Raw genomic sequence first — 25,898 nt, 5'->3', positions numbered from 1 at the left:
CGACGGTCCTCCTGTGACGACAGCGAATTGTGCCGTACGGAGCGCCGTGCTCACGCCCCAGGTCGGTCCGGCACGGGCGGATCGAACATCGCCTCGCCCCGACCGCGAGAACCCGGACAAACCTTGACCTCCGCCGGACAAGCTCTGACCCCACCCGACAAGCCCTGACCCTCGCCGGGCAGAGCCTGCCCCCCACCCGACACACCCGGCAGGCCCTGCCCCACCCGAGGGGCCCTGGCCCCCGCCGGACAGTCCCTAGCCCAGGAGATCCGGTTCGCTGCGGCTGACGTCCTGCCACAGCGGCTGGTAGTTGATCCACGCCACCAGGTCGCCGCCGAGCTGTTCGCGCGTGGCGACCGCCTGCTTGTGATCGATGAGGACGGGCCGGCCCGCGGCCTTCGCGGTGAGCTGGACCTGGCTGGACCGCTCCATGGACAGGAACCACCAGGCCGCCGCGTCCACCGAGTTCCCGACGGTCAGCAGCCCGTGGTTGCGCAGCACCAGCGCCTTGCGGCTGCCCAGCGCGGACGCGATCCTGCGCCCCTCCTCGGCGTCGACGGAGACTCCGGTGTACGCGTCGTACAGTGCGTGATCCTCGTAGAACGCACAGCTCTCCTGGGTGATCGGATCGAGCAGATCACCCAGGGCGGCGAGGGCGCGGCCGTGCACGGAGTGGCAGTGGGCGACGGCGACGACGTCGGGGCGGGCCGCGTGGACCTGGGAGTGCACGGTGAACGCCGCCTGGTTCACGTGGTAGCGGCCCTCGATCACCTGGCCGTCCTGGTTGGCCATGACCAGATCGCTCACGGTGACGTGCTTGAACGGCATGCCGAAGGGATTGACCCAGAAGCAGTCGCTGTACTCCGGGTCGCGCGCCGTGATGTGCCCGGAGACGCCGTCCTCGAAGCCGAGCCGTCCGAACAGCCGCAGCGCGCCGGCCAGTCGCTCCTTGCGGTGTCGCCGTTCGTCGTCCAGCGACTCGTGCATCGGCGGCATGGCGAAGCGCAGCCGGTCGGTGGGGCGGGGCGGAGGCGGAGTGGGCCCGTGCATATGTCCTCCAGCACTGGCGTGTTCGGTACGAGCGGAAGTTACCCGGGGTCAGTGCAGGAGAACAGGGGTGTTCGGGGGGAGAAAAAATCAGGACGGACGAGGGACACGGGCAATACCCGACAGGAGATGTCGGGTATGGGCGCCAGACTCGGGGCCATGAACTGGGCAGCCCTCTCCACGGCCGAACCGGACCTCGCCGGCACCGTCGAACAGCGCTTCGGCGCCTTCACCCACCACGTCCTCGCGACCCTCCGCAAGGACGGCTCGCCCCGCACCTCCGGCATCGAGGTGCGCTTCCTGGACGGCGAGCTGTGGCTCGGCATGATGCCGGACTCGCTCAAGGCGCTCGACCTGCGCCGCGACCCGCGCTTCGCGCTCCAGGCGAACCCGGGTGCCGGTACGGACATGGGCGGCGGGGACGTGCGGATCAGCGGGCGGGCCGTCGAGGTGGGCGACGGCATCCCCGCCAAGGCCGCGTACGTGAAAGAGGTGGAACCGCCGGAGCCGTTCCACCTCTTCCGCACCGAACTGACGGAGGTCACACGGACCTACGTGGAGGACGACACGTATCTGGTCGTCCAGGTCTGGAAGCCCGGCGCGCCGGTGCGCACGCTCAAGCGGACCTGAGGCGGGAGCACCGCTCCCGCCCGCGGGAGGACTACTCCCACTCGATGGTGCCCGGGGGCTTGCTCGTCACGTCGAGCACGACGCGGTTGACGTCGGCGACCTCGTTCGTGATGCGGGTCGAGATCTTCGCCAGCGTCTCGTACGGCAGCCGCGACCAGTCGGCCGTCATGGCGTCCTCGCTGGACACCGGACGGAGCACGATCGGGTGGCCGTAGGTGCGGCCGTCGCCCTGGACGCCGACGCTGCGCACGTCCGCGAGCAGGACCACCGGGCACTGCCAGATCTCACGGTCGAGACCGGCGGCGGTCAGCTCCTCGCGGGCGATGGCGTCGGCGGAGCGGAGCAGGTCCAGACGCTCCTTGGTCACCTCGCCGACGATGCGGATGCCGAGGCCGGGGCCGGGGAACGGCTGGCGCTGGACGATCTCCTCCGGCAGGCCGAGCTCCTGGCCGACCATCCGGACCTCGTCCTTGAACAGCTTGCGCAGCGGTTCGACGAGCTGGAACTCCAGGTCCTCGGGGAGGCCGCCCACGTTGTGGTGGGACTTGATGTTGGCGGTGCCGGTGCCGCCGCCGGACTCGACGACGTCCGGGTACAGGGTGCCCTGGACCAGGAACGCGACGTCCTCGCCCTCGGCGGCCTCGGCGATGATCTCCGCCTGGGCCTGCTCGAAGACGCGGATGAACTCGCGCCCGATGATCTTCCGCTTCTCCTCGGGGTCCGAGACGCCCTTGAGCGCGGTGAGGAAGCGCTCCTCCGCGTCCACGACCTTCAGCTGCACGCCGGTCGCGGCGACGAAGTCCTTCTCGACCTGCTCGGTCTCGCCCTGGCGCATCAGACCGTGGTCGACGTACACACAGGTGAGCTGGGAGCCGATGGCCTTCTGCACGAGGGCCGCGGCGACCGCCGAGTCCACTCCGCCGGACAGACCGCAGATCGCGCGCTTGGTGCCGACCTGCTCGCGGATCAGGGCGACCTGCTCGTCGATGACGTTGCCGGTGGTCCAGGACGGGGTGAGACCCGCGCCGCGGTACAGGAAGTGCTCCAGGACCTGCTGGCCGTGCGTGGAGTGCATGACCTCGGGGTGGTACTGGACGCCGTAGAGCTTCTTCTCGTCGTTCTCGAAGGCGGCGACCGGGACGACGTCCGTGGAGGCCGTGACGGTGAAGCCCTCGGGGGCGGCGGAGCAGGCGTCGCCGTGCGACATCCACACGGGCTGCTCGTCCGGGGTGCCCTCGAACAGGGTGGAGCCGGACTTCGAGACGTGCAGCGGGGTGCGGCCGTACTCGCGGGCGCCGGTGTTGTCGACCGTGCCGCCGAGGGTCGTGGCCATCAGCTGGAAGCCGTAGCACATGCCGAAGACGGGGACGCCCGCCTCGAAGATCTCGCGGTCCAGGCGCGGGGCGCCCTCCGCGTAGACCGACGAGGGGCCGCCGGAGAGGATGATCGCGGCGGGGTTCTTGGCGAGCATCTCCTGGACCGGCATGGTGCTCGGCACGATCTCGCTGTAGACCCGGGCCTCACGGACGCGACGGGCGATGAGCTGGGCGTACTGCGCACCGAAGTCGACGACCAGGACGGTGTCGGGGGCGGCGGGGGACGCTTCTGGCACGGTCTGCCTTCCGGCGGTGAGCAAAAGGGTGTGTACGGCCGATTCTACCGGGGGCCGCGGCGGGCCCGGCCCCCGCGGGGTTCCGGACCCCCGGTCTCACGATCCGAACCGGCTTGGCCGGCGCCGCCGCGGGCGTGCATACTGCCGTCATGCTCACGCAGACGACCTTCCTGTTTACCTATGGCAACCGGCCCACCGGCTGCCATGGTCGTGCTGCTTGAGCAACTGACAAGCGACTTCCCAGGCGCCCCGGGCCGACAAGGCCCGGGGCGCCTGCCGTTTCCGGGCCCTGCCGCCCCGGGGCACCCCTTCCGCAGAGGAGCCCCACCATGGCCGACGTACTCGACAAGACCGGCGCCCGCACCGACGAGGCCGCCGACGTGATCACCGGCGCCCGTGAGCGCATCGACGCCCTCGACGACCGGATCATCGGTCTCGTGCAGGAACGCATGGCCGTCTCGGCCGTGATCCAGGAGGCCCGGATCACCTCCGGCGGCCGCCGGGTGAACCTCTCCCGGGAGATGGAGGTCCTCGGCCACTACCGGGACGCGCTCGGCAAGCCGGGCACCGCGCTGGCGATGACGCTGCTCGAACTGTGCCGCGGCCGCGTCTGAGGACCGCACCCGGCGTACGCACGTACGCATTCCCCCTCACCCGTACGGCGCGTATCCCGGGGGCCGCGGACTTCGTTTCTTCTGGTGTCCGTGTCAGCCAGGGGCGGGCCCGAAAGAACCACGCGTGGCTTCACTGGAGCGATGAGACGCACGGATCGTGCCGTGCGTCGTGGGACCTCGCTCCAGGCCGTGCGACCGGACGGCAGGGGACAGCAGCCCGGTCGCTGCAAGAGAACGGTCGGCCCCGGGGACGCCCGGGGCCGTCCGACGGAACTCGTTCAGGCCGTCGTCGCGGTCGCGCCCTCAGCCGCCGCCGCGTACGAGCCGGCGGCCGCTCCCGTCGACCGGCGGTGCTTCCCCCGACGCCGCTCCGAGGCATCGGCGCCGCCCTGACGCCGGTGCCGGCACGGTGAAGGGCCCCGCGGACACGCGTCCCGCGGGGCCCTTCACCGTGCCCGGGACGCGGACGCCGGGGTACGGACGCGGTCAGGTGCGGGACAGCGCGCCGCAGTCCCCTGTGGGCGAGTCCCGAAGGTCACGGCTGCGGTCGTACGGGTCGACGGCCGGGCCGGTCGGCGACGCGCTGGTGGGTGCGGTCGAGTCGAACAGCGGGTGCAGGAAACCGTCGTGGACGTAGCAGGCGGAGTTGCCGATCTCCTGATCGTAGCGACGGACCGTCACCTTGCCCGGCGTGACCCGGAATTTCCTCGGGTTCAGGAAGTCGACGTCGAGGACACGGCGCACGATGGTGCGCGTCACCTCGTCCGCGTTCCCCTTCGCCGAGGAGACCGGGTAGACGAAGGTGTAGTCGGCGTGGATGGCGACGGACCCGTCCTTGCCGGCCGCGAACGTGATCCGGCCGCGCGTCTTGACCACGTTCCCGACCAGGCGCACCTCGCGCGGGTCGAAGCGGCTGAACAGGGTGAGCGGGTCGTGCTTCTCGTCCGGCGCGCGCAGCTTGCGGTCGACGCTTTCGATCATGTGGGGCTGCTTGGGATCGAGGACGGCGATGGCCGCCGCGGGGCGCTCGCCGCGCAGGGTCGCCGGGTCGAGGTTGGCCCCGACGAGCAGGTCCTTGGTCCCCCGCAGCGCGGTGGCCACCTGGTCCTCCGTCAGGACACCGACCCGGGTGGCCTTCGGGACGACGATCGCGTCGGCGCCGTCGGCCCAGCGTTCGGCGGGCGATCCGGCGAACGGCCGCTCCCTGGTGGGTTTCCGGGAGGCCTGGGCGGAGGGCGGCGTGGTCGGGGCGGCGGTCTCGGCGGGCAGTTCGGGGCCGGCCGACGCGGACCCGCCCGAACGGTCGAAGAGGCCGCCGGGCAGCAGGGACGGCTTCATCGCGACGACGGCCACGACGACGGCGAGCGGGACCCCGAGGAACGCCCACAGCTTGCGGCGCCGGGCGGCGCGGCCTTCCGCCGCACTCCGGGCGGGATTCGTCCGCCAGCCTTCGGGCCCCGCGGCCGACCGCGCCTCCTTCTTCCGGAAGCCCCGGCGGGCGGCCTGCTCGGCCTCCCGCTCGTCCTGGAGGCGCAGCCGCTCGGTCACCATGCGGGCCCGGGCGGAGGGCTCCTTCGGCGCCGAGGCGCGGATGTCGCGTTCGCTGTCGCGCGCGAAGCGTTCCCACACATCGTCAGGAACCGTCGGCTCGTTGGTTTCCTCAGGCTGCTGATCAGACACGAGGACCATTTCTAAGCGTCTCGAACGTACGCACGCAAGCCGCACCCGCATGTGACCCAGCACACATAAGAATTATGTGAAGTACGGGACAACCATTCCCAGGCTTCGCGGGTCTCCCCTGCAGAACCAACGGCCACAACCGCGTTCACGCACGGGGGCCGCACACAAAAGCCATAATCGCGCCGCGAGTTCACGGCGCACTGGATATCCGAGGTCTTCATGAAGCTTCGCCGTGCCATGGCCACTGCGGCCGCGACGGCTGTCATAGCCCCGCTCGCGTTGCTGTCGGTCGCGCCGGCCGCGTTCGCGGAAGAAAGCCCGTCCCCGAGTGCGAGCGTGTCCGAGTCCGCAACCGAGTCGGCCTCTCCGAGCCCGACCGAGACGTCCCCCGAGCCGAGCGGCTCGGAGTCGGCGCCCGCGCCGAGCACCTCCGCCTCCGCCTCCGCGTCCGCCCCGGCCCCGAGCGGCTCCGCCTCGGAGTCGGCGCCCGCGCCGAGCACCTCCGCGTCCGCGTCGGCGTCGGAGTCCCCCGACCCCGAGCCCTCCGAGTGCTCGGACTCCAAGGTCGACATCTCCATCACGGGCCTGCCGGGCAAGATCGCGGCGGGCAGCGGCTGGCACACCTTCTCCTTGAACGTCGCGAACAACTCCGACTCCACCCTGAGCGACCTCGGCTACTTCGCGGGCGCGTCCTCCGACGAGGCCGGCGAGAACCTCTTCGAGAGCAAGAAGGTCCAGCTCCAGGCGTACAACGAGGCCGACAAGGTCTGGGAGAACGTCGACGAGGACGGGGCCGCGGTCGGCTTCGTCGGCTACACCGACGAGCTCAAGCCCGGCTACGAGGTCGACATCCAGCTGCGCATCAACGTGCACTCCAACGCCCCGGTCGGCGCCGGCTTCTCCCTCGGCGCCAGCATCTACGGCGACGCCGACGCGGAGTGCTTCGGCTACGGCGAGGTCGCCTACAAGTTCCAGATCGTCAAGGCCGGCACGGACACCGACGGCACCAAGCCGCAGGAAGGCGGCAAGGTCCCGGTCTCGGACAAGCCCGCCGACAAGAGCAACACCCCGCAGGTCGACGGCAGCCTCGCCGAGACGGGCTCCAGCTCCGCCCTGCCGATGATCGGCCTCGCCGGCGGTATCGCCGTCGTCGCCGGTGCCGGCGCGCTGGTCGTCGTCCGTCGCCGCAAGTCCGGCGCGAACGCGTAACACCGCGGCACCGCACGGCTGACGCGGACGTCGGCCCCGTACGAAGAGAAGGACCTGCGCTCGGAGGGGGGCGCGGGTCCTTCTTTTCGTCGTACCGGACTTCGCCGTACGGGACTTCCTTGCACGGGACTTCGCCGTACGGGACCTCGCCGTACAAAGCGGGTCCCGGGCTACGGCTTCGGCGGTACCGCCGGCATGCCCAGGAACGGCAGCCGCAGCGCGCCGAAGGCGTCCGCGGGGACGGCGGGGCTGTGCGGCTCCACCGCCTTCAGACGCTCGTACGAGGCTCCGGGCGCCGGACGCGGATCGGCCTCGCCCTTGTTGGGCCAGAACGACATGGCCCGTTCGGCCTGCGCGGTGATGGTGAGCGACGGGTTGACGCCGAGGTTCGCGGAGACGGCGGCGCCGTCGACGACGGAGATGCCCGGGTGGCCGTAGAGCCGGTGGTAGGGGTCGATGACGCCCTCCTCGGCGCCGGCACCGATCGGACAGCCGCCGAGGAAGTGCGCGGTGAGCGGGGTGCCCATCAGCTCGCCGACGTTGCTGCCCGGGAAGCCGTTGATCTCCTCGGCGAGGGCGGAGGCGGCCCGTGAGGCGGCCTCGATCTGCTTGGGGTTGGGCGCTCCGTGTCCCTGGCGTGCCGTCAACAGCCCCTTGCCCGCGCCCTTGGGCTTGAGATAGGTCGTCAGGGAGTTGTCGAGCGACTGCATCACCAGCCCGATGATGGTGCGTTCGGACCAGCGGCGGTTGGAGAGCGACCGGAGCACGAGCAGCGGGTGCCGGGCCGCGTTGGCGAGCCACCCCGCCACCCTCGACGAGCCCTCCGCGTAGGGGACCTGGAGGATGGACATGCCGCCCATCGCGTTGGAGCCCTTGCCGTAGCGGACGGGTTCGATGTGGGTGTCCTCGTCCGGGTGGATCGAGGACGTGATGGCCACCCCGCGGGTGAAGTCGGCCTTTTTGCCGTGCGCCTTGCGGTAGCGGCGGTCGTCGGTCTGCGCGCCCACCAGCGCCTCGGAGTTGGTGCGGGTCAGCTCGCCCAGACGCTTCGACAGGTACGGCAGCTGACCGCCGGCCTTCATGCGGTGCAGCAGCGTCTGCGTGCCGTAGGTGCCGGCCGCGAGGACGACCCGGCACGCGGTGAACGTCCGTCCCTCGCCCTTGCGCCGGTCGTCCGTCGGGAGGGTCTGGACGGCGTAGCCGCCGCGCGAGTCGTCGGTGACGGACACGACGGTCGTCATGGGGTGGACGACCGCGCCCGCCTTCTCGGCCAGGTGGAGGTAGTTCTCGTTGAGGGTGTTCTTGGCGCCGTGGCGGCAGCCGGTCATGCACTCGCCGCACTCGGTGCAGGCCTTGCGCGAGGGTCCGGCGCCCCCGAAGTAGGGGTCGGCGACCTCCTCGCCGGGCTTCGCCCCGGACGAGCCGTCCGCGTCCCGCCCGTCGCCGAAGAAGACGCCGACGGGCGCCATGTGGAAGGTGTCGCCGACGCCCATCCGTTCCGCGGCGGCCTTGAGGTGCGTGTCCGACGGGGTCATGGTCGGGTTGAGCCGCACGCCCAGCATGCGCTTGGCCTGGTCGTAGTACGGCTTCAGCTCCTCCTCCCAGTCGGTGATGTCCTTCCACTGCGGGTCCTCGAAGAACGGCTTCGGCGGCACGTAGAGGGTGTTGGCGTAGTTGAGCGAACCGCCGCCCACGCCCGCCCCCGCGAGCACCATCACGTTGCCCAGCAGATGGATGCGCTGGATGCCGTACATGCCGAGCCGCGGGGCCCAGAGGTAGTTCTTGATGTCCCAGGAGTTCTTGGGGAGCGTGTCGCGGGTGAAGCGCCGGCCGGCTTCGAGGACACCCACGCGGTACCCCTTCTCCGTCAGCCGCAGGGCGGTGACGGAGCCGCCGAAGCCGGAGCCGACGACCACGACGTCGTAGTCGTACGTCTCCTCGTCCGGCTGTTCCTGGACAGAGCTCTCCTGTGACACGTGCCGCTCTCCTCGTCGAGACCGTTCAGAACCGCTGAGAACCGTTGAGAACCGTTGGGGGGATCCGTTCGGGAACGGCGGGCTACCGCAGCCGGAGCGCCTTCATGACCTTCAGGCTCCGGCTCATGAACGCCGCGTACTTCTCGTCGTCCATGCCGAGGGACGGCGCCATCGGCAGCAGCCTCTGGTGGGCGACGGTCTGCGCCTCGGTGTACTTGAGGATGCCCTCGGAGCCGTGCCGGCGGCCGAGGCCGGAGTCCTTCATGCCGCCCATCGGCGACTGGACGCTGCCGTACGCGGGCGCGTACCCCTCGTTCACGTTGACCGTGCCGGTCCGCAGCCGCGCCGCGAGCGCGCGGCCGCGCCGCCCGTCCTTCGTCCAGACGGAGGAGTTGAGGCCGTACGCGGTGGCGTTGGCGCGCTCGACGACCTCGTCCTCGGTCGTGAAGCGGTAGACGGACACGACGGGCCCGAACGTCTCCTCGGCGCAGACCGCCATCGGGGCCTCCACTCCGTCGAGGATGGTGGGCTCGTAGAAGTACGGGCCGATGTCGGGCCGGGCGACACCGCCGGCGACGACCCTGGCCCCCTTGGCGACGGCTTCCTCGACGTGCCGCGTCACGGTCTCCAGCTGCCGCTCCCCGACCAGCGAGCCCATGTCCGCCCCGTACGCGAGGGAGGTGCCGAGCCGCAGGGCCCTGGTCTTGGCGGCGAACCGCTCCGTGAAGGCGTCGGCTATCGACTCGTGGACGTACAGCCGCTCGATGGAGATGCAGAGCTGCCCGGCGGAGGAGAAGCAGGCGCGGACGGCACCGGCGGCCGCCTTCTCGATGTCGGCGTCCTCCAGGACCACCATGGCGTTCTTGCCGCCGAGTTCGAGGGAGACGCCGACCAGGCGGGCGGCCGCGCCCTGGGCGACCTCACGGCCGGTCCGGGTCGACCCCGTGAAGGAGACGTAGTCGGCGTGCCGGACGACCTCGGGTCCGACGACCGGGCCGTCGCCGATGACGACCTGGAAGACCTCGGCGGGCAGTCCGGCCTCGATCAGCAGGTCACGCGCCCACAGGGCGGTCAGACAGGTCTCGGTGTCGGGCTTCATGACGACCGCGTTGCCCGCGACGAAGGCCGGCAGCGCGTCGCCGACCGACAGCTCCAGCGGATAGTTCCAGGGCGCGATCTGCCCGACGACACCGCGCGGGTGGCGCAGTTCGGTGACCTTGGTCAGGGTGGGCATCGCCCCCGCGTGGCGCTTGGGGCGCAGGTAGGAGGGGGCCTTGAGTCCGTAGTGCCGCGCGGCGACCAGGACGGCCTGGACCTCCTCGTGGGCGTGCAGCCGGGTCTTGCCGGTCTCCAGCTGGACGAGGTCCAGGACCTCGGCCTGCCGGGCGAGCACGAGGTCGTGGAAGCGCAGCAGGACCGCGGCGCGGCGCCGGACCGGGGTGGCCGCCCAGGCGCCCTGGGCGGCGCGGGCCCGCTCGAAGGCCTTCTCGACGTCCTCCGGGGTGGACTCGGGCACGTCGGCGAGCTTCTCGCCGGTGAACGGCGTGTGGTTGACGGTCCGCCCGGACCCGGCCACTCCCCTGGTGAGCTGCGCGACGAGCTCGGGGGTGACCACGTCGGCGGCGGTACGGGCGCCGGCCGGGGCGGGAACAAGGGGGTTGGTGCCGAGGGCGACGGGGGCGGCGGCCGCTTCGGCGGCGGGCTCGTCCGCGTCGGCCGGACCCGCGGTGCCGGCCGGATCCGCGGCGGCGGGCGTCCCGTCGGCGGTGGCGGGCGTCCCGTCGACACCCGCTGCGGCGGGTGCGGTGTCCGCGGCGGTGGCGGACGTCAGGTCCGCGTCGGTCGCGGCGGCCACGCCGACCGCCGTGTCGGTACCGGCCGCCTCGTCGGCGCCGGTGCTTTCCGTGGCCTGCTCCGCGGCCTGCGAGTCCGTCATGAGCCGCAGGGTATGCCCCCTCGCCCCCTTTGGGTACCCGTCGGTAATGGCCTTTCACGGAGTGCTCACACCCTGCCAGTGATCACTGGCAGCAAATGCGCTGATCAGGGCGTTGTCCGCCCGACGATCACCGGTGGATCGTTTCTCCGGTATCGCTCGGGTCACCCGGCACGAGGGCCCGTGCCGCGGGTCTCCGTCGTCTCCCGGGCGCGGGGCCCCTCCGTCACGGGACCGCGAACGTGTCCACCGCGACGTCGAAGTACTCCTTCGCCTCCGTCACCCGGCCCACCGGCGCGGAGACCCAGACGTCGTACATCCGGCCGCCCTCCTCCCAGCACAGGTCGTAGGTGTGCCGGGGTCCCTCCGCCTTGCTGAAGCCGTTCCAGGTGAACTCCCAGAGGGCGGCGGTGTGTCCGTCGTGCACCGTCCGGGCGACCGTGCCGTCGCGGTAGCCGGGGTTGCTGGCCGGCCCGGAGGCGTCCGCGCGCCGCATCACGCCCAGCGGACCGCCCTGCGCGGGATCGGCCACCTTGATGCCGATGCGGAAGGTGTCCCCCGACGACATGTAGAAGACCCGCTCCCCCTGCGGGTCGCGGGTGAAGCCGTCGGGCACGGCGAGCGAGAAGCCGTTCGCGTCGGAGGCGATGCGGTAGCCCGAGGGCGCGGTACGGGCGGACGGCGTCCGGTGGCCGGTCACCGCGGCGGTGGGTCCGGCCTCGGTGGGCGGGGTCGACCGCGGACCGGACGCCGGGGAGGCGGTGGAGGAGGTGGAGGCGCTCGGGGTGCGGGGCGTGCCCGGCGCGCTCGACGGGGCGGGCCTGCCGTCCCCGCCGCCGCCCATCAGCAGCGCGGCCGCGGACACTCCCGCACCGGCCATCGCGGCGACCAGCGCGGCGGCCACGAGGAGGCTGCGCGTGGACTGCCGGGGCGGGGAGTCGGCCACGGCGGCGGAGCCCGGCGACGGCTCGGGCGCGGGTCTGCGCAGGGACACATGGGGGATGTCCCGCCGCGTCGGCGTGTACGGGACCAGCAGCCGCGGGGTGCGGCCGGTGTCCCGGAAGGCGCGCAGCATCCGCTCCGCCTCCGCCGCGTCGAGCCGCCGCTCCGGATCGCGCTCCAGCAGCCCCCGTACGACGGGCAGGAGCGGCGCGGCCTGGGCCGGCGGGCGGATCTCGTCGACGACGACCGCGTGCAGGATGCCGCCGAGCGAGTCGCGCCGGAAGGGCGACGCCCCGCTCAGCACCGTGCACAGCAGCGCGCCGAGCGACCAGAGGTCGGATTCGGGGCCGGTCCGCGCCCCGGCCATCCGTTCGGGCGCGGTGTACTCGGGCGAGCCGACGAACGAGCCGGTCTCGGTGAGCGTCGTCGCGCCCGCGACCTGGGCGATCCCGAAGTCGGTGAGCACGATGCGGTCGGTGCCCGCCTCGACGAGGACGTTGGCGGGCTTGAGGTCGCGGTGCAGGACGCCCGCCTCGTGCGCGCGGCGCAGCGCGCCGAGCAGGTCGATGCCGATGCGGGCGGCCTCGCGCGCGTCGACCGGCCCGTTCTCGGAGATCCGTTCGGCCAGCGAGCCGCCGTCGATCAACTCCATGACGATGTAGGGCCGTTCGTCGTCCTCGACGACGTCGTGGACGACGATGATGTGCGGGTGGTGCAGCTGCGCGACGGCTCGCGCCTCGCGCAGGGTGCGGTCGCGCTGGAGCCGGGACTCCTCGGCCGAGAGCGAGTCGTCGAGGGCCAGTTCCTTCACCGCGACCCTGCGGCCGAGGAGTTGGTCGGTGGCGCGCCAGACGACGCCCATGCCGCCCCGGCCGATCCTGGCCTCCAGCCGGTAACGGTCCGCGATCACGCGGGCGTTCTCCCCCTCGGTCCCCATGCGTCCCATCATGCCGCACCGGACGCACGCCCTCCGTGACGGCGACCGGCCAAGCACGCGGCCGCCCCGGAACGGCCGGCGGCACGCTCCGGGCGGCCGGAACCCGGATCAGCCCTCCTGGAAGCTCCGCAGGATCCGGTCGAACTGCTCCTTGGTGGTGGTCCATTCATCAGCCGGCGAGGACTCGTAGACGGCGTACTCGGTGCCGTCACTCTTCATGTACCCGACGTCGATCGCGTGGTAGGGCCCGGGGAAGTAGTGCGGCGGGTCCTTGGCCAGGGCGTCCCAGGTGTACTCCCAGCGGGCACCCGGCTGGTCCCGGAAGAGCTCCTCCTTGAGGAGCAGTTGCCGGTAGTCCCGCAACCGCCCCGCGAGGTTCTCGTCCAGGTCACTCATGTGCTTGTACGAGGAGCTGAAGTCCGGATCGGTGTCGACGGCAACCCGTACGAGGTGCTTGCCCTTGTCGGGCGAGTAGTCGACCTGCCGGAGGCCGTCCTTGTCGATGGAGACGGACCGCTTCCACCCCTTGGGCAGGTAGATGCTGAAGCCCACCGGGTCGTCGTGCCGCTCCCAACCGGCGGGAACCGCCCCCTTGCCGCTCGGCTCGTCACTCGGCTCGGCGCCGCCGCTCCGCGTCGAGGACGCGGAGGGGGAGCCGTCGGGGCCGCCGCCCGTGCCGAACTGCTGCAGCACGACCGCGACGCCCCCGCCGATGGCCGCCGCGAGGGTGACGACCAGGGCGAACGTACGCAGCCGGTGCCGTTTCCGCGGCGCGGGCGCGGGGACGGGCTCGATCGTCATCGGCCGGTACGGCGTGGTGGCGGCCGTCTGCGCGCGGGTACCGGTGCCGGTTCCCGGCTCCATGGTGTCGTACGCCGTCCGTACCGTCGGCGGGTACGACCGGGGCGCGCTCGACGGCCGTCCCTCCGCCACCTCGGCGAGCATCTGCTCGGCCTGTTCCGCACCGGGCCGCTCGGCCGGATCCTTGCGCAGCAGCGCGGCGAGGACGGGCCCCAGCTCACCCGCGTTGACCGGTTCGGCGGGCTCCTCCTCGACGACGGCCTGCATGGTGCCGATGGGCGAGGTGCGGCGGAACGGCGACCTGCCCTCCACCGCCGTGTACAGCGTGGCGCCGAGCGCCCACAGGTCGGACGCCGGGCCCGGGTCGTGGCCGCGCACCCGCTCCGGGGCGAGGTAGTCGACCGAGCCGACGACCTCTCCGGTGCGGGTGATGGTGGTGTCGCCGTCGATCTGGGCGATGCCGAAGTCGGTGAGCAGCACCCGGCCGTCGCTGCCGAGCAGGACGTTGCCCGGCTTGATGTCGCGGTGCAGCACGCCCGCCGCGTGCGCGGCGCGCAGGGCCCGCAGCACCCACAGGCCGATGCGCGCGGCCTCGCGCGGCTCGATGCGGCCGCGCTCCTTCACCGCGTCGGCCAGCGACTCGCCCTCGACCAGCTCCATCACGATCCAGGGGCGGCCGTCGTGTTCGAGGACGTCGTGCACGGTGACGACGGCGGAGTGGTTGATGCGCGCGGCGGCGCGGGCCTCGGCACGGGTGCGGGCCAGCAGGACGCTCTGCTCACTCTCGGCGACGTACAGCGCGGCGGTCAGCTCCTTGACCGCGACGGCGCGGTGCAGCACCTCATCATGGGCGCGCCAAACCCGGCCCATGCCACCGCTGCCGATGGATTCGACAAGCCGGTAGCGGCCCGCGAGGAGCAGGCCCTGCATCTGATTCACGTTTCCCCGCAATGGTCTTGACAGGGTCAGACTAAAGAGCGGTGCCCACCCAGGGAACAAGCGGGGTCGTACGGAGACCGCACTGTGACGGTTGTCGCTTCCTTGTACGGGAGGGAACCGTTCGGTGTTCAGCAGCTCCCACCTGCCCGAACACGGCGCGTGACGACAAGACGGTTGCTCAGCGGGTGACTTGGTACGTCGACGACGCCTGCTCGTACAGCCGCGTCACCTCGTCGCGCTCGGCGTCCGGGCCGCGCACCTGCACCACGTGGTAGTGCCCGGCGATCAGGATCGCGAGGTTGCGCACGTAGAGCGAGTGTCCCGCGGAGTCCTGCCAGGTGAACTGGCCCTCGGCCATCGCCCTGCCGCCCACGTCGATCCGCCGCATCCCGCTGGAGGTGGCCCAGGTCGAGTCCCGGAAGGGCTGCAACTCCTTCTCGCTCTCGCGCTGGTAGGTCATCGGGTCGCCGCCGAACGTGGCGGTGCCGTCCCGGCCGGGCACGACGATGAGCTTGAAGTCGCCCTGGGAGTAGACGACCTGGCCGCTGCCGTTCCTGGGCGAGCGGGTCCAGCCGCTCGCCACCGCGACCTGGAATCCCTCCGGGTCCTTGCGCAGGGTGAACCCCTGGGCGACGCCGGAATCGGCGGTGGCGTGCGAGGAGGTCGAACCGGCCCCCGCCGAGGGACTCCTGCCGGGATCGGGCGACGTCCGGTCGGAGGTGGGCGCGCTGCTCTCCGTCGGGTCGCCGCCGGACCGCGTGACGGGGCCGGCCTGTCCGGCGTTGCCGGTCCGTCCCTCGTCGGTGCCGCTCCGGTCCGCCTTGGGCATGAAGACGACCGCGTACGCGACCGCCGCGGCCAGCAGGAGCAGGACCAGCAGGACCAGGTTCCGGCCCAGCCTGCGGGGCGGGGCGCTCTCCCGTCTGGCCCGCTTGTGGCGGGCGTGCGGGCTGGTGGCGGGCAGCCCGGCGCGACGCCTGCGGACGAGTTCGCCCCGGCGCCGCACGATCGGCAGCCGGCTCGGGTCGGCGGGCGGCACCGGCACGACGTGCGTCCCGGCCTCGGGCTCCGGCGCGGACCGCACCAGGGACCGCAGCCAGCCGCGCAGTTCCTCGAAGTCGAGCCGCTCGGTGGGGTCCTGGCGCAGCAGCGACTCGACGACGGGCCGCAGCGGTCCGCACTCCTCGGCGAAGGCGGGCGGCTCCGCGCACACCAGCTGGACCAGCTCGGCGGTGTTCTCCTCCGGGTACGGGGCGTGTCCCTGCACGGCGCGGAAGAGCAGCGCGCCGAGCGCCCACAGGTCGGTCGCCGGACCGATCGGGGCCGCCAGCTGCCAGTTCTCGTGCACCGGTCCGGCCTGCTCCGGCGCCCAGCGCTCGGTGACCGGTCCGACCACGGCCATCCGCGCCTGCCGGGCCCGCTCGGCCGCGAGCGCGGTGGCCGGGCCCCGGCGCGGCGGTGCCCCGGCGGCCGGCTCACCCCAGCCGCCGCCCGGGCGGCCGGAGGGGGGCGGGGCGGGGGCGAGTCCCTGCGGGGTGCCGGACGCCCGGATGTGCCCGGCGTCGGTGAATCCGCCGGGCGGTACGGGGACGTGGGTGCCGCCGGGGGCCGGGACGCCGGGACGGCGGCCCTGTCCGGTGCCGTAGGGGGCCTGCCCGGGCGTGAGCGCGGAACGGCCGTACGCCGTGTCACCGCCCGCCGACACCCCGCCCGGTGCCGAGGGGAGGGTCGGACGCGTCTGGCCCTGATCCCCGCCGAAAGTTCCGGCGGGGCGCGGCTGGACTCCGTACCTGCTGGTTCCGCCGACTCCGTACGGGTCGGCTATCTGCCCCGGCGGTGTGCCGTGCGACTGCGGCCGCCCTTCCTGACCGGGCAGGTCCGGCGGGGCGGGGGCCTGGTACCCCGGAGCGTGCGACGAAGCGCCGTACCGGCTGTCCTGGCCCGGGAGGCGGGACGACGGGGTGGAGGCCTGGGGCCCCGGAGCGTGCGGGGAGTCGGCGTGCCGACCGTCCTGGCCGGTCTGCTCGCCGGAGGCGGAGGACCGGGGCGACGGAAGGGCGAGCGGGTCTCCCCGGCGCTCCCCCTGCACACGGGCGGCGGCACGCGCTCCGGCGCGGTAGGCGGCGATGGCTCCGGCGCGCGCGGCGCGGATCTCGTCCCCGGCGTCCTCCGCGCGCCCGCCCGTCCCCGGTCCGCCGTCCGGCCCGGACGCTCCCGTCGGGCGGCCCGGACCCGCCGGACCGCCCGCTTCGAGCGCGCGCGGCCCCCTGCCCGCCACGGGTGCCCCGGGGACCGGTGTCCCGGGAACCGGCGTTCCCTGCCCCGCGCGGGCCTCGATCGCCGCCCGCCGGGCCGCTTCCGCGTCGGCTCCGCTCGTGGCCGCCACGGCGACACCGCGCGCGCCGCCGACGGGAGCCCGGCCGCCCACGGCGCCCTGCCCGCCTCCGGCGGCGCCCGGTGGAGCGCCCGCCCCGGCCGGACCGCCGCCACCGGGCTGTCCGGCACGGGGGCCGAAGCCGTGACCGGTCGTGTGGTCGTCCTCCGGCGCCGGCACCGGGTCGTACCCGCACAGCGCCTCTTCGGCGGCCCCGGCCGCCAGTCCGGTGAGCAGGACACGGCCGTCGTCGCAGACGAGCACCGTGCGCGCGGTGATGTTCCGGTGCACCCAGCCGTGCGCGTGCAGGACCCGCAGCGCGGTCAGGACGTCGGCGGCGACCTCCGCGGCGCGGTAGGGGGTGAGCGGTTTCTCCGCGAGCAGGGCGGCCAGCGGTCTCGCGGGCACCAACTCGCTGACGATCCACAGCGACCCGCCCTCGGCGAACACGTCGAAGACCTGGTCGAGCCGGGGGTGGTCGGGAATCCGCGCGGCCGCCTGCGCCGCGTCGATCGCGCGCAGCACCGCCGGTTCGGCGGTCCGCCGGCCGGTGCGGGCCGACGCCCGTCGCACCCCGCCGTCCCGGGCCACGAACCCGTCGGGCAGCCCGTCCGCGTCGAGCACCTCGGCCTCGACCACCTCGGGCAACGGCACCTGGCGCACCAGGACTTCCTGCCCGCTGTAGGTGTCGAAGGCCCGGCTCTCGGCGAGTTCGTACTCGTCGGACGGCGGCAGGGGCAGGCGGTAGCGGTCGGCGAGTACCCGTCCCGCGTAGTCGTCCACGATGCTCCCCCAGCCGACCGGTTGGTCAATTCCGTTCGCCGTGCGTTCCGTTGTGGCTTCGTTCGGTCCGCAACCACTCACGATACGTGCCCGAGGCAACCCGCAGAGCGGGGATGCGAGATCTCGGGCATCGTCCGTCGCGGAACGTCACCTCGCCGAGCGGTACGTCACGACTTCGGCTGGAACGTCCCCGTCAGCGTGGCCCACGTGCTCTTGCGCAGCGCGCTGTCCCACGCGGAGTCCTTGGCGGTGTACATCAGCGCGTAGCCCTGATGCGCGTTCACCACGAAACCCCGGTCGATCGAGTGGAACTTCGTGCCGCCGTCCACATAGGTGAACTCCCAGTCCGCGGTGTTCCAGCCGCGGTAGCTCACGCTCTCTATGTGGATCTTCTTGTACTGGGAGCGCACCATGTAGCGCTCCTGGTTCTCCCAGTCCGCGACCGGGTCGTCCTTGGGCGTCGACGTCCAGCCGACGAGGAGCTTCTGCTCGTCGGGGCCGGTGAACCGGGCTCCCGCGGCGTCCTGGGACTGGTACTTCCACCCCTTCGGCAGCCCGATCGTGAAGCCCTGACTGCTCTTGTACGTCTTCACGGCCGTGGAACCCGAGCCCGACTCCTTGCCGTCACCGCTCGAACCGTCGGACGCGCTCGCGTCCGTGTCCGGGTCCGACGAGGTGTTCGCGGAGTCGTCCGAACCGGAGTCGGAGCCCGACTTGCCGTCGCTGTCGGTGTGGGCGGAGTCGCTCCCGCTCTTGCCGCCCTTGTCGTCGCCGCCGCTCTTCCCGCTGCCGGAGGTCGCTCCGGTGGAAGCGGTCGCCTTGGTGCCGCCGCTGCCGCCCTTGGCGCCGTCGTCGTCCCCGCCACCGATGGTGATGGCCAGCACGGTGCCGACCACGGCCAGCGCCACGACGACCACGATGATCACCAGCGTCCGCAGCGGCACGACATCCGTCAGCGAGGCCTTCGGCGCCGGGCGTGCCGGGCGCTCGGGGGCCGTCGGCCACCCGGAACCCGAGCCGCCGCGCTTGCCGTCGGAGCCGCCCGGCTGTCCCGGGACGGACGCGTTCGCGGTGGTGGCCGGCGCGGAGGCGCCGCCCTGGCCCGCGTCCGCGGCGGACTTCGGACCCGTCTGCGGGGAGGCCGTCCTGGCGGCCCCTTCCGCCCGGGAGGAATCCGGGCCACCGGCCGTCTTGGCGCGGGCCGCCGAGGTGGCCGCCGCCGTGGCGGCCCCGGCCGCGGTCGCGGCCTTGCGCACCGAACGCAGGGCTCCGCGCAGCCGCTCCGAGGGCTCCTCGTCCTTCGGCAGCGGCGGCATGGCCACGACCTTCGTCGCGTCCGGCGGCTCCGGCGCGTTCCCCTCGGGCTCCGTCTTGCGCAGCACCTCGGTGAGCATCGCCCGCGCGCCCGCGTCGTCGAGCCGCTGCTCGGGGTCCTTGGCGAGCAGGCCGTAGATCACGTTCTCCAGCGGGCCCGCGTTCTTGGGCTGTTCGACCGGCTCGGTCATCACCGCGGTGAGCGTCGCGATCGCGGAGCCCTTGTCGTACGGCGGCACGCCTTCCACCGACGCGTACAGCAGACCGCCCAGCGACCACAGGTCGGCGGCGGGGCCGGGCTTGTGGCCGCGCGCCCGCTCCGGGGAGATGTAGGAGGGCGCGCCGACGAGCATGCCGGTCGAGGTGATGGACGGGTCGCCCTCCACCTGGGCGATGCCGAAGTCGGTCAGCACGACCCGGCCGTCGTCGCCGGAGATCAGCACGTTCGACGGCTTCACGTCACGGTGCAGGATGCCCTCGCGGTGCGCCGCCTGCAGCACGTCGAGGATGGCCAGGCCCACCTCGGCGGCGCGCCTGGGCGTGAGCACCCCGTCCTCGCGGATGGCCTCGGCGAGGGACTTGCCCTCGATGAGCTCCATCACGATCCACGGGCGGTTGTCCTCGTCGACCACGTCGAAAACCGTCACGGCGCCGTTGTTGCGGATCCGCGCGATGGCCTTGGCCTCCCGCAGCGTGCGCGTGATCAGCCGGCGCTTCTCCTCCTCGTCGATGGCCGACGGGAACCGCAGCTCCTTCACGGCGACCGTACGGCCCAGGGTCTCGTCCTCGGCGCGCCACACCGTGCCCATGCCGCCGCGGCCGAGAACATCCCCCAGCCGGTACCGCCCGGCGAGGAGACGTTCGCTCTTGTCCTGACGGGATTCTCCCGCCCGCTCCGCCTCCGACATGCGTCCCCTCATGCAACCCGCCCTGACAGAGCCTCCATTGTCCCTCACCCGACAAGTGCCCAGCGCCCTGGGGGCCCCTGGAACCGCAACAACTCGGCCAGCAGGACGTCCGGAACCCGTCGGCGGACCGCCCGCGGCCGCGCCCCGCACCCGCCCGCCGCCCCGCGACCAGGGCCCGACGGGTCCGCCGCACCCGGTCCGGGGTCCGGATCCAGCCACGGCCCGGGCACGGAAACATGCCTCATGACGGTCCGCGACAAGGAAGGATCCGCGATCCAACAGCCCGGACACCTCGGATACTTCCGGCCATATCCGTGCCCCTGGCGCCGCTCGCCATGGTCCGGGACGGCCTGCCGGGGCGGGCTCCGGTCGCCGCACGGACACCCGCCGCCCGGACCTCGAAGGCCGCGCCCGTCCGCCTCGCGCCCCGCGGCGGCACTCCCCGCCGTCGCCCTGCTCGCCGACGGCGGGTCCGGATCACATGTCGCGAACACCGGAAACGGAATGGCTAATTCCAATCATTTCCGCGCCGGGAGTGTCCCCGAGTCGTTCATCGCGACGGTCGTCCCGCAACTCGCCGACGAACACCGGCCACCCCCGTCCAACTCCGCCGACGAACACCGGCCGCCCCTGTCCGGCTCCGTCGACGGTCCTCCGCCCGGTCTGGCGCGGCGCGGGCGACGACGGCCGCCGCGTCACGCCGCGCTCGCCGCCCCACCACACCGGCAGCCTCGGTGACTTCACCCGGACGGCCCGGGGCGCCGCCCCCGTGGCTCCTCCTCAGGTCCCGCGCATCGCACTCACCCGTCCCCCGTCAGCCGTGGCCGCCACGCCTGCTCGAACACCCATTGCGTATCGCTCGGCGTGGCCGCCGAACAGGTCCCGGCGCTCGAACCCGCCCCGCTCGCCGCCGAATTCCGTCCCCGCACCCCGTAGAACGGCCGGGCCCCGGGCCAGGATCCCGGCTCACCGCACCCGTTCGGGTGATACGGGCGGGAAGCGGCGGTCAGAACTGCACGATGTCCGGTGCCCCCAGCCGGGCGGCGTCCGCCGTCAGGTCGTCCGGCTGGCGCTGAGACTCCCGCTCGGCCTCGACCCGCTTCTCGTAGTGCTCGACCTCGCGCTCGATCTGGCCCTTGTCCCAACCGAGCACCGGTGCCACCAGTTCGGCGGCCTCGCGGGCGCTGCGGGTGCCCCGGTCGAAGGTCTCGATGGAGATGCGGGTGCGCCGGGTCAGGATGTCGTCCAGGTGGCGGGCGCCCTCGTGCGAGGCGGCGTAGACGATCTCGGCGCGGAGGTAGTCCTCGGCGGCCGGCAGGGGCTCACCGAGGGAGGGGTCCGCCGCGATGAGGTCGAGGAGCTCCTCGGCGAGCGCCCCGTACCGGTTCAGCAGGTGCTCCACCCGCACCACGTGTATGCCGGTGCGCGCCGCGATCCGCGCCCGCGCGTTCCACAGCGCGCGGTACCCCTCGGCGCCCAGCAGCGGGATGTCCTCGGTGACGCATTCGGCGACGCGCTGGTCGAGGCCGTGCACCGCCTCGTCCACCGCGTCCTTGGCCATCACCCGGTAGGTCGTGTACTTGCCGCCGGCCACGACCACGAGGCCGGGCACCGGATGCGCCACGGTGTGCTCGCGCGACAGCTTGCTGGTGGCGTCCGACTCCCCGGCCAGCAGCGGACGCAGCCCCGCGTACACCCCCTCGACGTCGTCGCGGGAGAGCGGCACGGAGAGCACCGAGTTCACGTGCTCCAGGAGGTAGTCGATGTCCGCGCTGGACGCCGCCGGGTGCGCCTTGTCGAGGTCCCAGTCGGTGTCCGTGGTGCCGATGATCCAGTGGCGGCCCCACGGGATCACGAACAGCACGGACTTCTCGGTGCGCAGGATCAGCCCCGTCGAGGAGTTGATCCGGTCCTTCGGCACGACCAGGTGGATGCCCTTGGACGCGCGGACGTGGAACTGGCCCCGCTCCCCGACCATGGCCTGGGTGTCGTCGGTCCACACGCCCGTGGCGTTGACGATCTGCCGGGCGCGGACCGCGTACTCGGCGCCGCCCTCGATGTCGCGCACCTTGGCCCCGACCACCCGCTCGCCCTCGCGCAGGAACCCGGTGACCCGCGCGCGGTTGGCGACCTTCGCCCCGTACGAGGCGGCCGTGCGCACCAGGGTCGCCACATAACGGGCGTCGTCCATCTGGGCGTCGTAGTACTGCAGGGCGCCGATCAGCGCGTCCTTCTTCAAGGCCGGTGCGACGCGCAGGGCGTGTCGGCGGCTCAGATGGCGGTGGGTGGGCAGGCCCCGGCCGTGGCCGCGGGCCATCGACATGGCGTCGTACAGCGCGACGCCGGATCCCGCGTACAGCCGCTCCCAGCCCTTGTGCTGGAGGGGATAGAGGAACGGGACGGGCTTCACCAGGTGCGGCGCGAGCCGTTCCAGGAGCAGGCCGCGCTCCTTCAGCGCCTCGCGGACGAGCGCGAAGTCGAGCATCTCCAGATAGCGCAGGCCGCCGTGGATCAGCTTGCTGGATCTGCTCGACGTGCCCGACGCCCAGTCACGCGCCTCGACCAGGCCGGTGGACAGACCTCGCGTCACGGCGTCCAGCGCGGTGCCCGCGCCGACCACACCCGCGCCCACGACCAGCACGTCCAGCTCACGCTCGGCCATTCCCGCCAGTGACTCGGCACGCTCGGCCGGCCCCAGTGTCGCTGTCCTCACCGCTGCCTCCCGCTGTAGGTCGCTCCGGCCGCTCCTGTCCGGCGGCGCCCGGTTCGCATCCTCCTGCCCCAAAGTCTGACCGTCTCTCCCCTCATCGGCCACCGTCCGTCCGGAGCCTGTGGACAACTCTCGGCGACGCGCGAGGAATCTTGATCAACCAATCCCATAAATCGGTCATATTTACTCCTAGTCTGACATTGCTCTCGCCCATCCTGTCCACAGGGCTTGCGCACCTGTCCCGCATCGGTTATTGGGAAGGACGGCCCACTCCATGCCCGCAGACCTCGCCGTCATCGGACTCGGTCACCTCGGCCTGCCCCTGGCCCAGGCCGCCGTCGCCGCCGGCATCCCCACCCTCGGCTACAGAACAGGCCCCGAGGGCGGCTCCCTCAGCCCCGCGGAGCTGCGCCGGATGCTCTCGGGGGGCTTCCGGCCCGCCACGAACCCGGCCGAGCTGGGCCGCGTACGCACCGCCGTCATCTGCGCACCGACCCCACGGGGCGCGGACGGCGCCCTGGACCTCGGCCAGGTCGAGTCGGCGGCCCGCATCCTGGCCTCCCGGCTGCGCCCGCACACCACGGTGATCCTGGAATCGCCCGTGCACCCCGGCACCACGGAGGGTTTCCTGCGCCCGCTGCTCGAAACCGGTTCCGGACTGCGCGCGGGGCGCGATTTCCATCTCGCCTACTCGCCCAGCCGGGTCGACCCCGGCAACCGCGACTTCACCCCCGCCGGAACGCCGAAGGTCATCGGCGGTCTCACCCCCGCGTGCACCGAGTCGGCCGCCGCCTTCTACGGACGGCTCACCGACAAGGTCGTACGCGCGCGCGGCCCCCGCGAGGCGGAGACCGTGCAGGTCCTGGAGACCAATTTCCGGCACGTCAACATCGCGCTCGTCAACGAGATGGCCGTCCTCTGCCACGACCTGGGCGTCGACCTGTGGGACGTCATCCGCTGCGCGGAGACCAAGCCGTTCGGGTTCCAGGCGTTCCGGCCCGGCCCGGGAGTCGGCGGGCACGGGATCGCCCAGGACCTCGGCGGCCCCACCGGACGCCCCCTGCGGATGGTCGAACTGGCCCGGCAGGTCAACGACCACATGCCCCGGTACGTCATCCAGCGCGCCGCCGCGCTGCTCAACGAGCACGGCAAGTCCGCCCGTGCCGCGCGGGTGCTCCTCCTCGGCGTCACCTACAAGGCGGACATCGCCGACCAGCAGGGCTCCCCCGCCCACGAGATCGCCGTACGGCTCATGGAACTCGGCGCCTCCGTCAGCTATCACGACCCCTACGTACCGGCCTGGAGCGTCCTCGGCCGGCCCGTGCCGCGCGCGGACTCCCTCTACGAGGCCGCGGCCGAGGCCGACCTGACGATCCTGCTCCAGCAGCACCGCACCTACGACCTGCAAGGACTGTCCGTGAAGGCCCAACTCCTCCTGGACACCCGGGGAGCGACCCCGACGGGGGCGGCCCACCGGCTCTGAGCCGGAGAAAACACCTCACCCACTGTCGTTCCCCCCTGCTAACCTGCGGCAGCTCTCGCACACCTATGCGCCCCTGCCCCGGGCGCCGACACGTGTGCGGCGACGTCCCACGCGCACCCCTCGGTGCGCCCGCTTCCCTGGGGGGAACCACATGAGCCAGTCGACGCCGCCGTCCGGTCCACCGGTCGACGCCAACCCGTACGCGAACACGCCCGCCGCACCCGCAGGCCAGCCGCCCGTCCCGCCGCAGGGCGCGCCCCAGCCGGGCTTCCCGGTCGCGCCCGTCGCCCCGGCCGCCCCGGCGCGCGACAACTTCCCGCTCGGCCTCGCCGCCTCCATCGGCGCCGGCGTGGTCTCCGCGATCCTGTACGGCCTGGTCATCGGCCTCACCAAGCACGAGATCGGCTACGCCGCCGTCGGTGTCGGCTTCCTCGTCGGCATCGCGGCGGGCCGCGTCGGCGGCCGCAGCCAGACGCTCCCGGTCGTCAGCGTGATCGTCTCCGTCGCCGCGGTCTACCTCGGCCAGCTCATCGGCGAGGCCATGATCGGCGCCAAGGAGATCGGCGTCAGCTTCAGCACGGTCTTCTTCGACCACTTCGACGTGGTCCAGGCGGCTTGGAAGGACGAGGCCGACCCGCTGACCTTCGTCTTCTTCGCGGTCGCGGCCTACGTGGCGTTCCAGAGCGCCCGCAAGGCCGGGCACGGTCACTGAGATGCCGGTCCGGCCGTTCTCGCTCATGAACGGCCGACCGGACCCGGACGCGTGAGAAGGGCCCCCACCGACTCGGTGGGGGCCCTTCTCACGTACGGGCGTGAGCGCCGGTGGAACCGCGAGGACTACCGCTTGTGCTGCGAGTCCGCGACCGTCACCTCGACGCGCTGGAACTCCTTGAGCTCGCTGTAGCCGGTGGTGGCCATGGCGCGGCGGAGGGCACCGAAGATGTTCATCGAGCCGTCCGGGATGTGCGACGGACCGGTGAGGATCTCCTCTATGGTCCCGACGGTGCCGAGGTCGACCTTCTTGCCGCGCGGCAGCTCCTCGTTCACCGCCTCCATGCCCCAGTGGTGGCCGCGGCCGGGCGCGTCGGTGGCGCGCGCGAGCGGGGAGCCCATCATCACGGAGTCGGCACCGCAGGCGATGGCCTTGGGGAGGTCGCCGGACCAGCCCACGCCGCCGTCGGCGATGACGTGCACGTACCGGCCGCCGGACTCGTCCATGTAGTCACGGCGGGCCGCGGCGACGTCCGCGACGGCGGTGGCCATCGGGACCTGGATGCCCAGCACGTTGCGCGTGGTGTGCGCGGCGCCGCCGCCGAAACCGACCAGGACACCGGCGGCGCCGGTGCGCATCAGGTGCAGGGCCGCGGTGTACGTGGCGCAGCCACCGACGATCACCGGGACGTCGAGTTCGTAGATGAACTGCTTCAGGTTCAGCGGTTCGGCGGCACCGGAGACGTGCTCGGCCGACACCGTCGTACCGCGGATGACGAAGATGTCCACGCCCGCGTCGACGACGGCCTTGGAGAACTGCGCCGTGCGCTGCGGGGAGAGGGCGGCGGCGGTGACGACCCCGGAGTCGCGCACCTCCTTGATGCGCTGCCCGATCAGCTCCTCCTTGATGGGAGCCGCGTAGATCTCCTGGAGGCGGCGGGTCGCGGTCTCCGAGTCCAGTCCGACGACCTCGTCGAGCAGCGGCTGCGGGTCGTCGTACCGCGTCCAGAGGCCTTCCAGGTTCAGGACGCCCAGGCCGCCCAGCTCGCCGATACGGATCGCGGTGGCCGGGGAGACGACCGAGTCCATGGGGGCGGCCAGGAAGGGCAGCTCGAAGCGGTACGCGTCGATCTGCCAGGCGATCGAGACCTCCTTCGGGTCCCGCGTACGGCGGCTCGGGACGACGGCGATGTCGTCGAAGGCGTACGCCCGGCGGCCGCGCTTGCCGCGCCCGATCTCGATCTCAGTCACGTTGTGGCCTTTCCCTCTTCGCTTCTGCGCCTCCCAGTATCCCC

Annotated in this window: 16 protein-coding genes; 5 read left to right on the top strand and 11 right to left on the bottom strand. The window is 72.6% G+C overall.

The window, feature by feature from the left end:
- Positions 1 to 255: 255 nt before the first annotated feature.
- Entirely contained in the window at positions 256 to 1,050 is a 795-nt protein-coding gene (locus tag ACICHK_RS24365) for a class II aldolase/adducin family protein (RefSeq protein WP_406838546.1), read from the bottom strand.
- A 156-nt stretch (positions 1,051 to 1,206) separates the two neighbouring features.
- Between ACICHK_RS24365 and ACICHK_RS24360 the strand changes: the two genes are divergently transcribed.
- Entirely contained in the window at positions 1,207 to 1,677 is a 471-nt protein-coding gene (locus ACICHK_RS24360) for a pyridoxamine 5'-phosphate oxidase family protein (RefSeq protein ID WP_406838545.1), read from the top strand.
- A gap of 31 nt (positions 1,678 to 1,708) precedes the next feature.
- Here the strand turns inward: ACICHK_RS24360 and guaA are convergent, their stop codons facing one another.
- Positions 1,709 to 3,289, bottom strand: a complete 1,581-nt coding sequence (guaA, locus tag ACICHK_RS24355; RefSeq protein ID WP_151469167.1) for a glutamine-hydrolyzing GMP synthase — start codon at positions 3,287 to 3,289, stop codon at positions 1,709 to 1,711.
- 329 nt (positions 3,290 to 3,618) lie between these two features.
- Here guaA and ACICHK_RS24350 point away from each other — a divergent pair, with 329 nt between their 5' ends.
- Positions 3,619 to 3,903 (top strand): chorismate mutase, encoded by a 285-nt coding sequence (locus tag ACICHK_RS24350; RefSeq protein ID WP_406838544.1) that lies wholly within the window; start codon positions 3,619 to 3,621, stop codon positions 3,901 to 3,903.
- A gap of 486 nt (positions 3,904 to 4,389) precedes the next feature.
- Here the strand turns inward: ACICHK_RS24350 and ACICHK_RS24345 are convergent, their stop codons facing one another.
- On the bottom strand, positions 4,390 to 5,592 hold the full coding sequence (locus tag ACICHK_RS24345; RefSeq protein ID WP_406838543.1) for a hypothetical protein: 1,203 nt from the start codon (positions 5,590 to 5,592) through the stop codon (positions 4,390 to 4,392).
- Positions 5,593 to 5,919: 327 nt separating this feature from the next.
- Here ACICHK_RS24345 and ACICHK_RS24340 point away from each other — a divergent pair, with 327 nt between their 5' ends.
- Positions 5,920 to 6,792 (top strand): LAETG motif-containing sortase-dependent surface protein, encoded by an 873-nt coding sequence (locus ACICHK_RS24340; protein WP_406838542.1) that lies wholly within the window; start codon positions 5,920 to 5,922, stop codon positions 6,790 to 6,792.
- Between the two features lie 170 nt (positions 6,793 to 6,962).
- On the opposite strand, the gene ACICHK_RS24335 is transcribed toward ACICHK_RS24340, so the two are convergent.
- From ACICHK_RS24335 to ACICHK_RS24305, 7 genes are all read right to left on the bottom strand, one after another.
- Positions 6,963 to 8,768: a GMC oxidoreductase gene (locus ACICHK_RS24335; protein WP_406838541.1), complete on the bottom strand. Its 1,806-nt coding sequence runs from the start codon at positions 8,766 to 8,768 to the stop codon at positions 6,963 to 6,965.
- A gap of 82 nt (positions 8,769 to 8,850) precedes the next feature.
- Positions 8,851 to 10,704: a succinic semialdehyde dehydrogenase gene (locus ACICHK_RS24330; protein ID WP_406838540.1), complete on the bottom strand. Its 1,854-nt coding sequence runs from the start codon at positions 10,702 to 10,704 to the stop codon at positions 8,851 to 8,853.
- A 223-nt stretch (positions 10,705 to 10,927) separates the two neighbouring features.
- Positions 10,928 to 12,580 carry a protein kinase domain-containing protein gene (locus tag ACICHK_RS24325; RefSeq protein ID WP_406838539.1) on the bottom strand — a complete coding sequence of 551 codons (1,653 nt, stop codon included), beginning with the start codon at positions 12,578 to 12,580 and terminating at the stop codon, positions 10,928 to 10,930.
- Positions 12,581 to 12,688: 108 nt separating this feature from the next.
- Positions 12,689 to 14,311 (bottom strand): protein kinase domain-containing protein, encoded by a 1,623-nt coding sequence (locus ACICHK_RS24320; protein ID WP_406841302.1) that lies wholly within the window; start codon positions 14,309 to 14,311, stop codon positions 12,689 to 12,691.
- 187 nt (positions 14,312 to 14,498) lie between these two features.
- Positions 14,499 to 17,477 carry a protein kinase gene (locus tag ACICHK_RS24315; protein ID WP_406838538.1) on the bottom strand — a complete coding sequence of 993 codons (2,979 nt, stop codon included), beginning with the start codon at positions 17,475 to 17,477 and terminating at the stop codon, positions 14,499 to 14,501.
- Between the two features lie 167 nt (positions 17,478 to 17,644).
- Positions 17,645 to 19,699 carry a serine/threonine-protein kinase gene (locus tag ACICHK_RS24310; RefSeq protein ID WP_406838537.1) on the bottom strand — a complete coding sequence of 685 codons (2,055 nt, stop codon included), beginning with the start codon at positions 19,697 to 19,699 and terminating at the stop codon, positions 17,645 to 17,647.
- Between the two features lie 1,006 nt (positions 19,700 to 20,705).
- Positions 20,706 to 22,412, bottom strand: a complete 1,707-nt coding sequence (locus ACICHK_RS24305; protein ID WP_406838536.1) for a glycerol-3-phosphate dehydrogenase/oxidase — start codon at positions 22,410 to 22,412, stop codon at positions 20,706 to 20,708.
- Between the two features lie 271 nt (positions 22,413 to 22,683).
- Between ACICHK_RS24305 and ACICHK_RS24300 the strand changes: the two genes are divergently transcribed.
- Positions 22,684 to 23,892, top strand: coding sequence for a nucleotide sugar dehydrogenase (locus ACICHK_RS24300; protein ID WP_151469177.1), 1,209 nt, complete (start codon positions 22,684 to 22,686; stop codon positions 23,890 to 23,892).
- 151 nt (positions 23,893 to 24,043) lie between these two features.
- A complete protein-coding gene (locus ACICHK_RS24295; RefSeq protein WP_406838535.1) occupies positions 24,044 to 24,604 on the top strand; it encodes a hypothetical protein in 561 nt (186 codons plus the stop codon).
- Positions 24,605 to 24,729: 125 nt separating this feature from the next.
- Here ACICHK_RS24295 and ACICHK_RS24290 read toward each other — a convergent pair whose 3' ends face one another.
- The gene (locus ACICHK_RS24290; protein WP_151469180.1) at positions 24,730 to 25,854 is read right to left on the bottom strand and encodes a GuaB3 family IMP dehydrogenase-related protein; all 1,125 of its coding nucleotides are present in this window, start codon (positions 25,852 to 25,854) and stop codon (positions 24,730 to 24,732) included.
- Between the last annotated feature and the right edge of the window lie 44 nt (positions 25,855 to 25,898).

It is taken from the genome of Streptomyces sp. AHU1 (genome assembly GCF_045343905.1).
GTDB classification, from domain to species: Bacteria; Actinomycetota; Actinomycetes; order Streptomycetales; family Streptomycetaceae; genus Streptomyces; species Streptomyces triticiradicis.
This window is presented reverse-complemented; position numbering and strand designations above follow the sequence as displayed.

Coding starts and splice junctions, on each gene's coding strand:
- ACICHK_RS24365 (WP_406838546.1), bottom strand. CDS start 1,050: ATGCACGGGCCCACTCCGCCTCCGCCCCGCCCCACCGACCGGCTGCGC.
- ACICHK_RS24360 (WP_406838545.1), top strand. CDS start 1,207: ATGAACTGGGCAGCCCTCTCCACGGCCGAACCGGACCTCGCCGGCACC.
- ACICHK_RS24350 (WP_406838544.1), top strand. CDS start 3,619: ATGGCCGACGTACTCGACAAGACCGGCGCCCGCACCGACGAGGCCGCC.
- ACICHK_RS24345 (WP_406838543.1), bottom strand. CDS start 5,592: ATGGTCCTCGTGTCTGATCAGCAGCCTGAGGAAACCAACGAGCCGACG.
- ACICHK_RS24330 (WP_406838540.1), bottom strand. CDS start 10,704: ATGACGGACTCGCAGGCCGCGGAGCAGGCCACGGAAAGCACCGGCGCC.
- ACICHK_RS24325 (WP_406838539.1), bottom strand. CDS start 12,580: ATGGGGACCGAGGGGGAGAACGCCCGCGTGATCGCGGACCGTTACCGG.
- ACICHK_RS24320 (WP_406841302.1), bottom strand. CDS start 14,311: ATGCAGGGCCTGCTCCTCGCGGGCCGCTACCGGCTTGTCGAATCCATC.
- ACICHK_RS24310 (WP_406838537.1), bottom strand. CDS start 19,699: ATGTCGGAGGCGGAGCGGGCGGGAGAATCCCGTCAGGACAAGAGCGAA.
- ACICHK_RS24300 (WP_151469177.1), top strand. CDS start 22,684: ATGCCCGCAGACCTCGCCGTCATCGGACTCGGTCACCTCGGCCTGCCC.
- ACICHK_RS24295 (WP_406838535.1), top strand. CDS start 24,044: ATGAGCCAGTCGACGCCGCCGTCCGGTCCACCGGTCGACGCCAACCCG.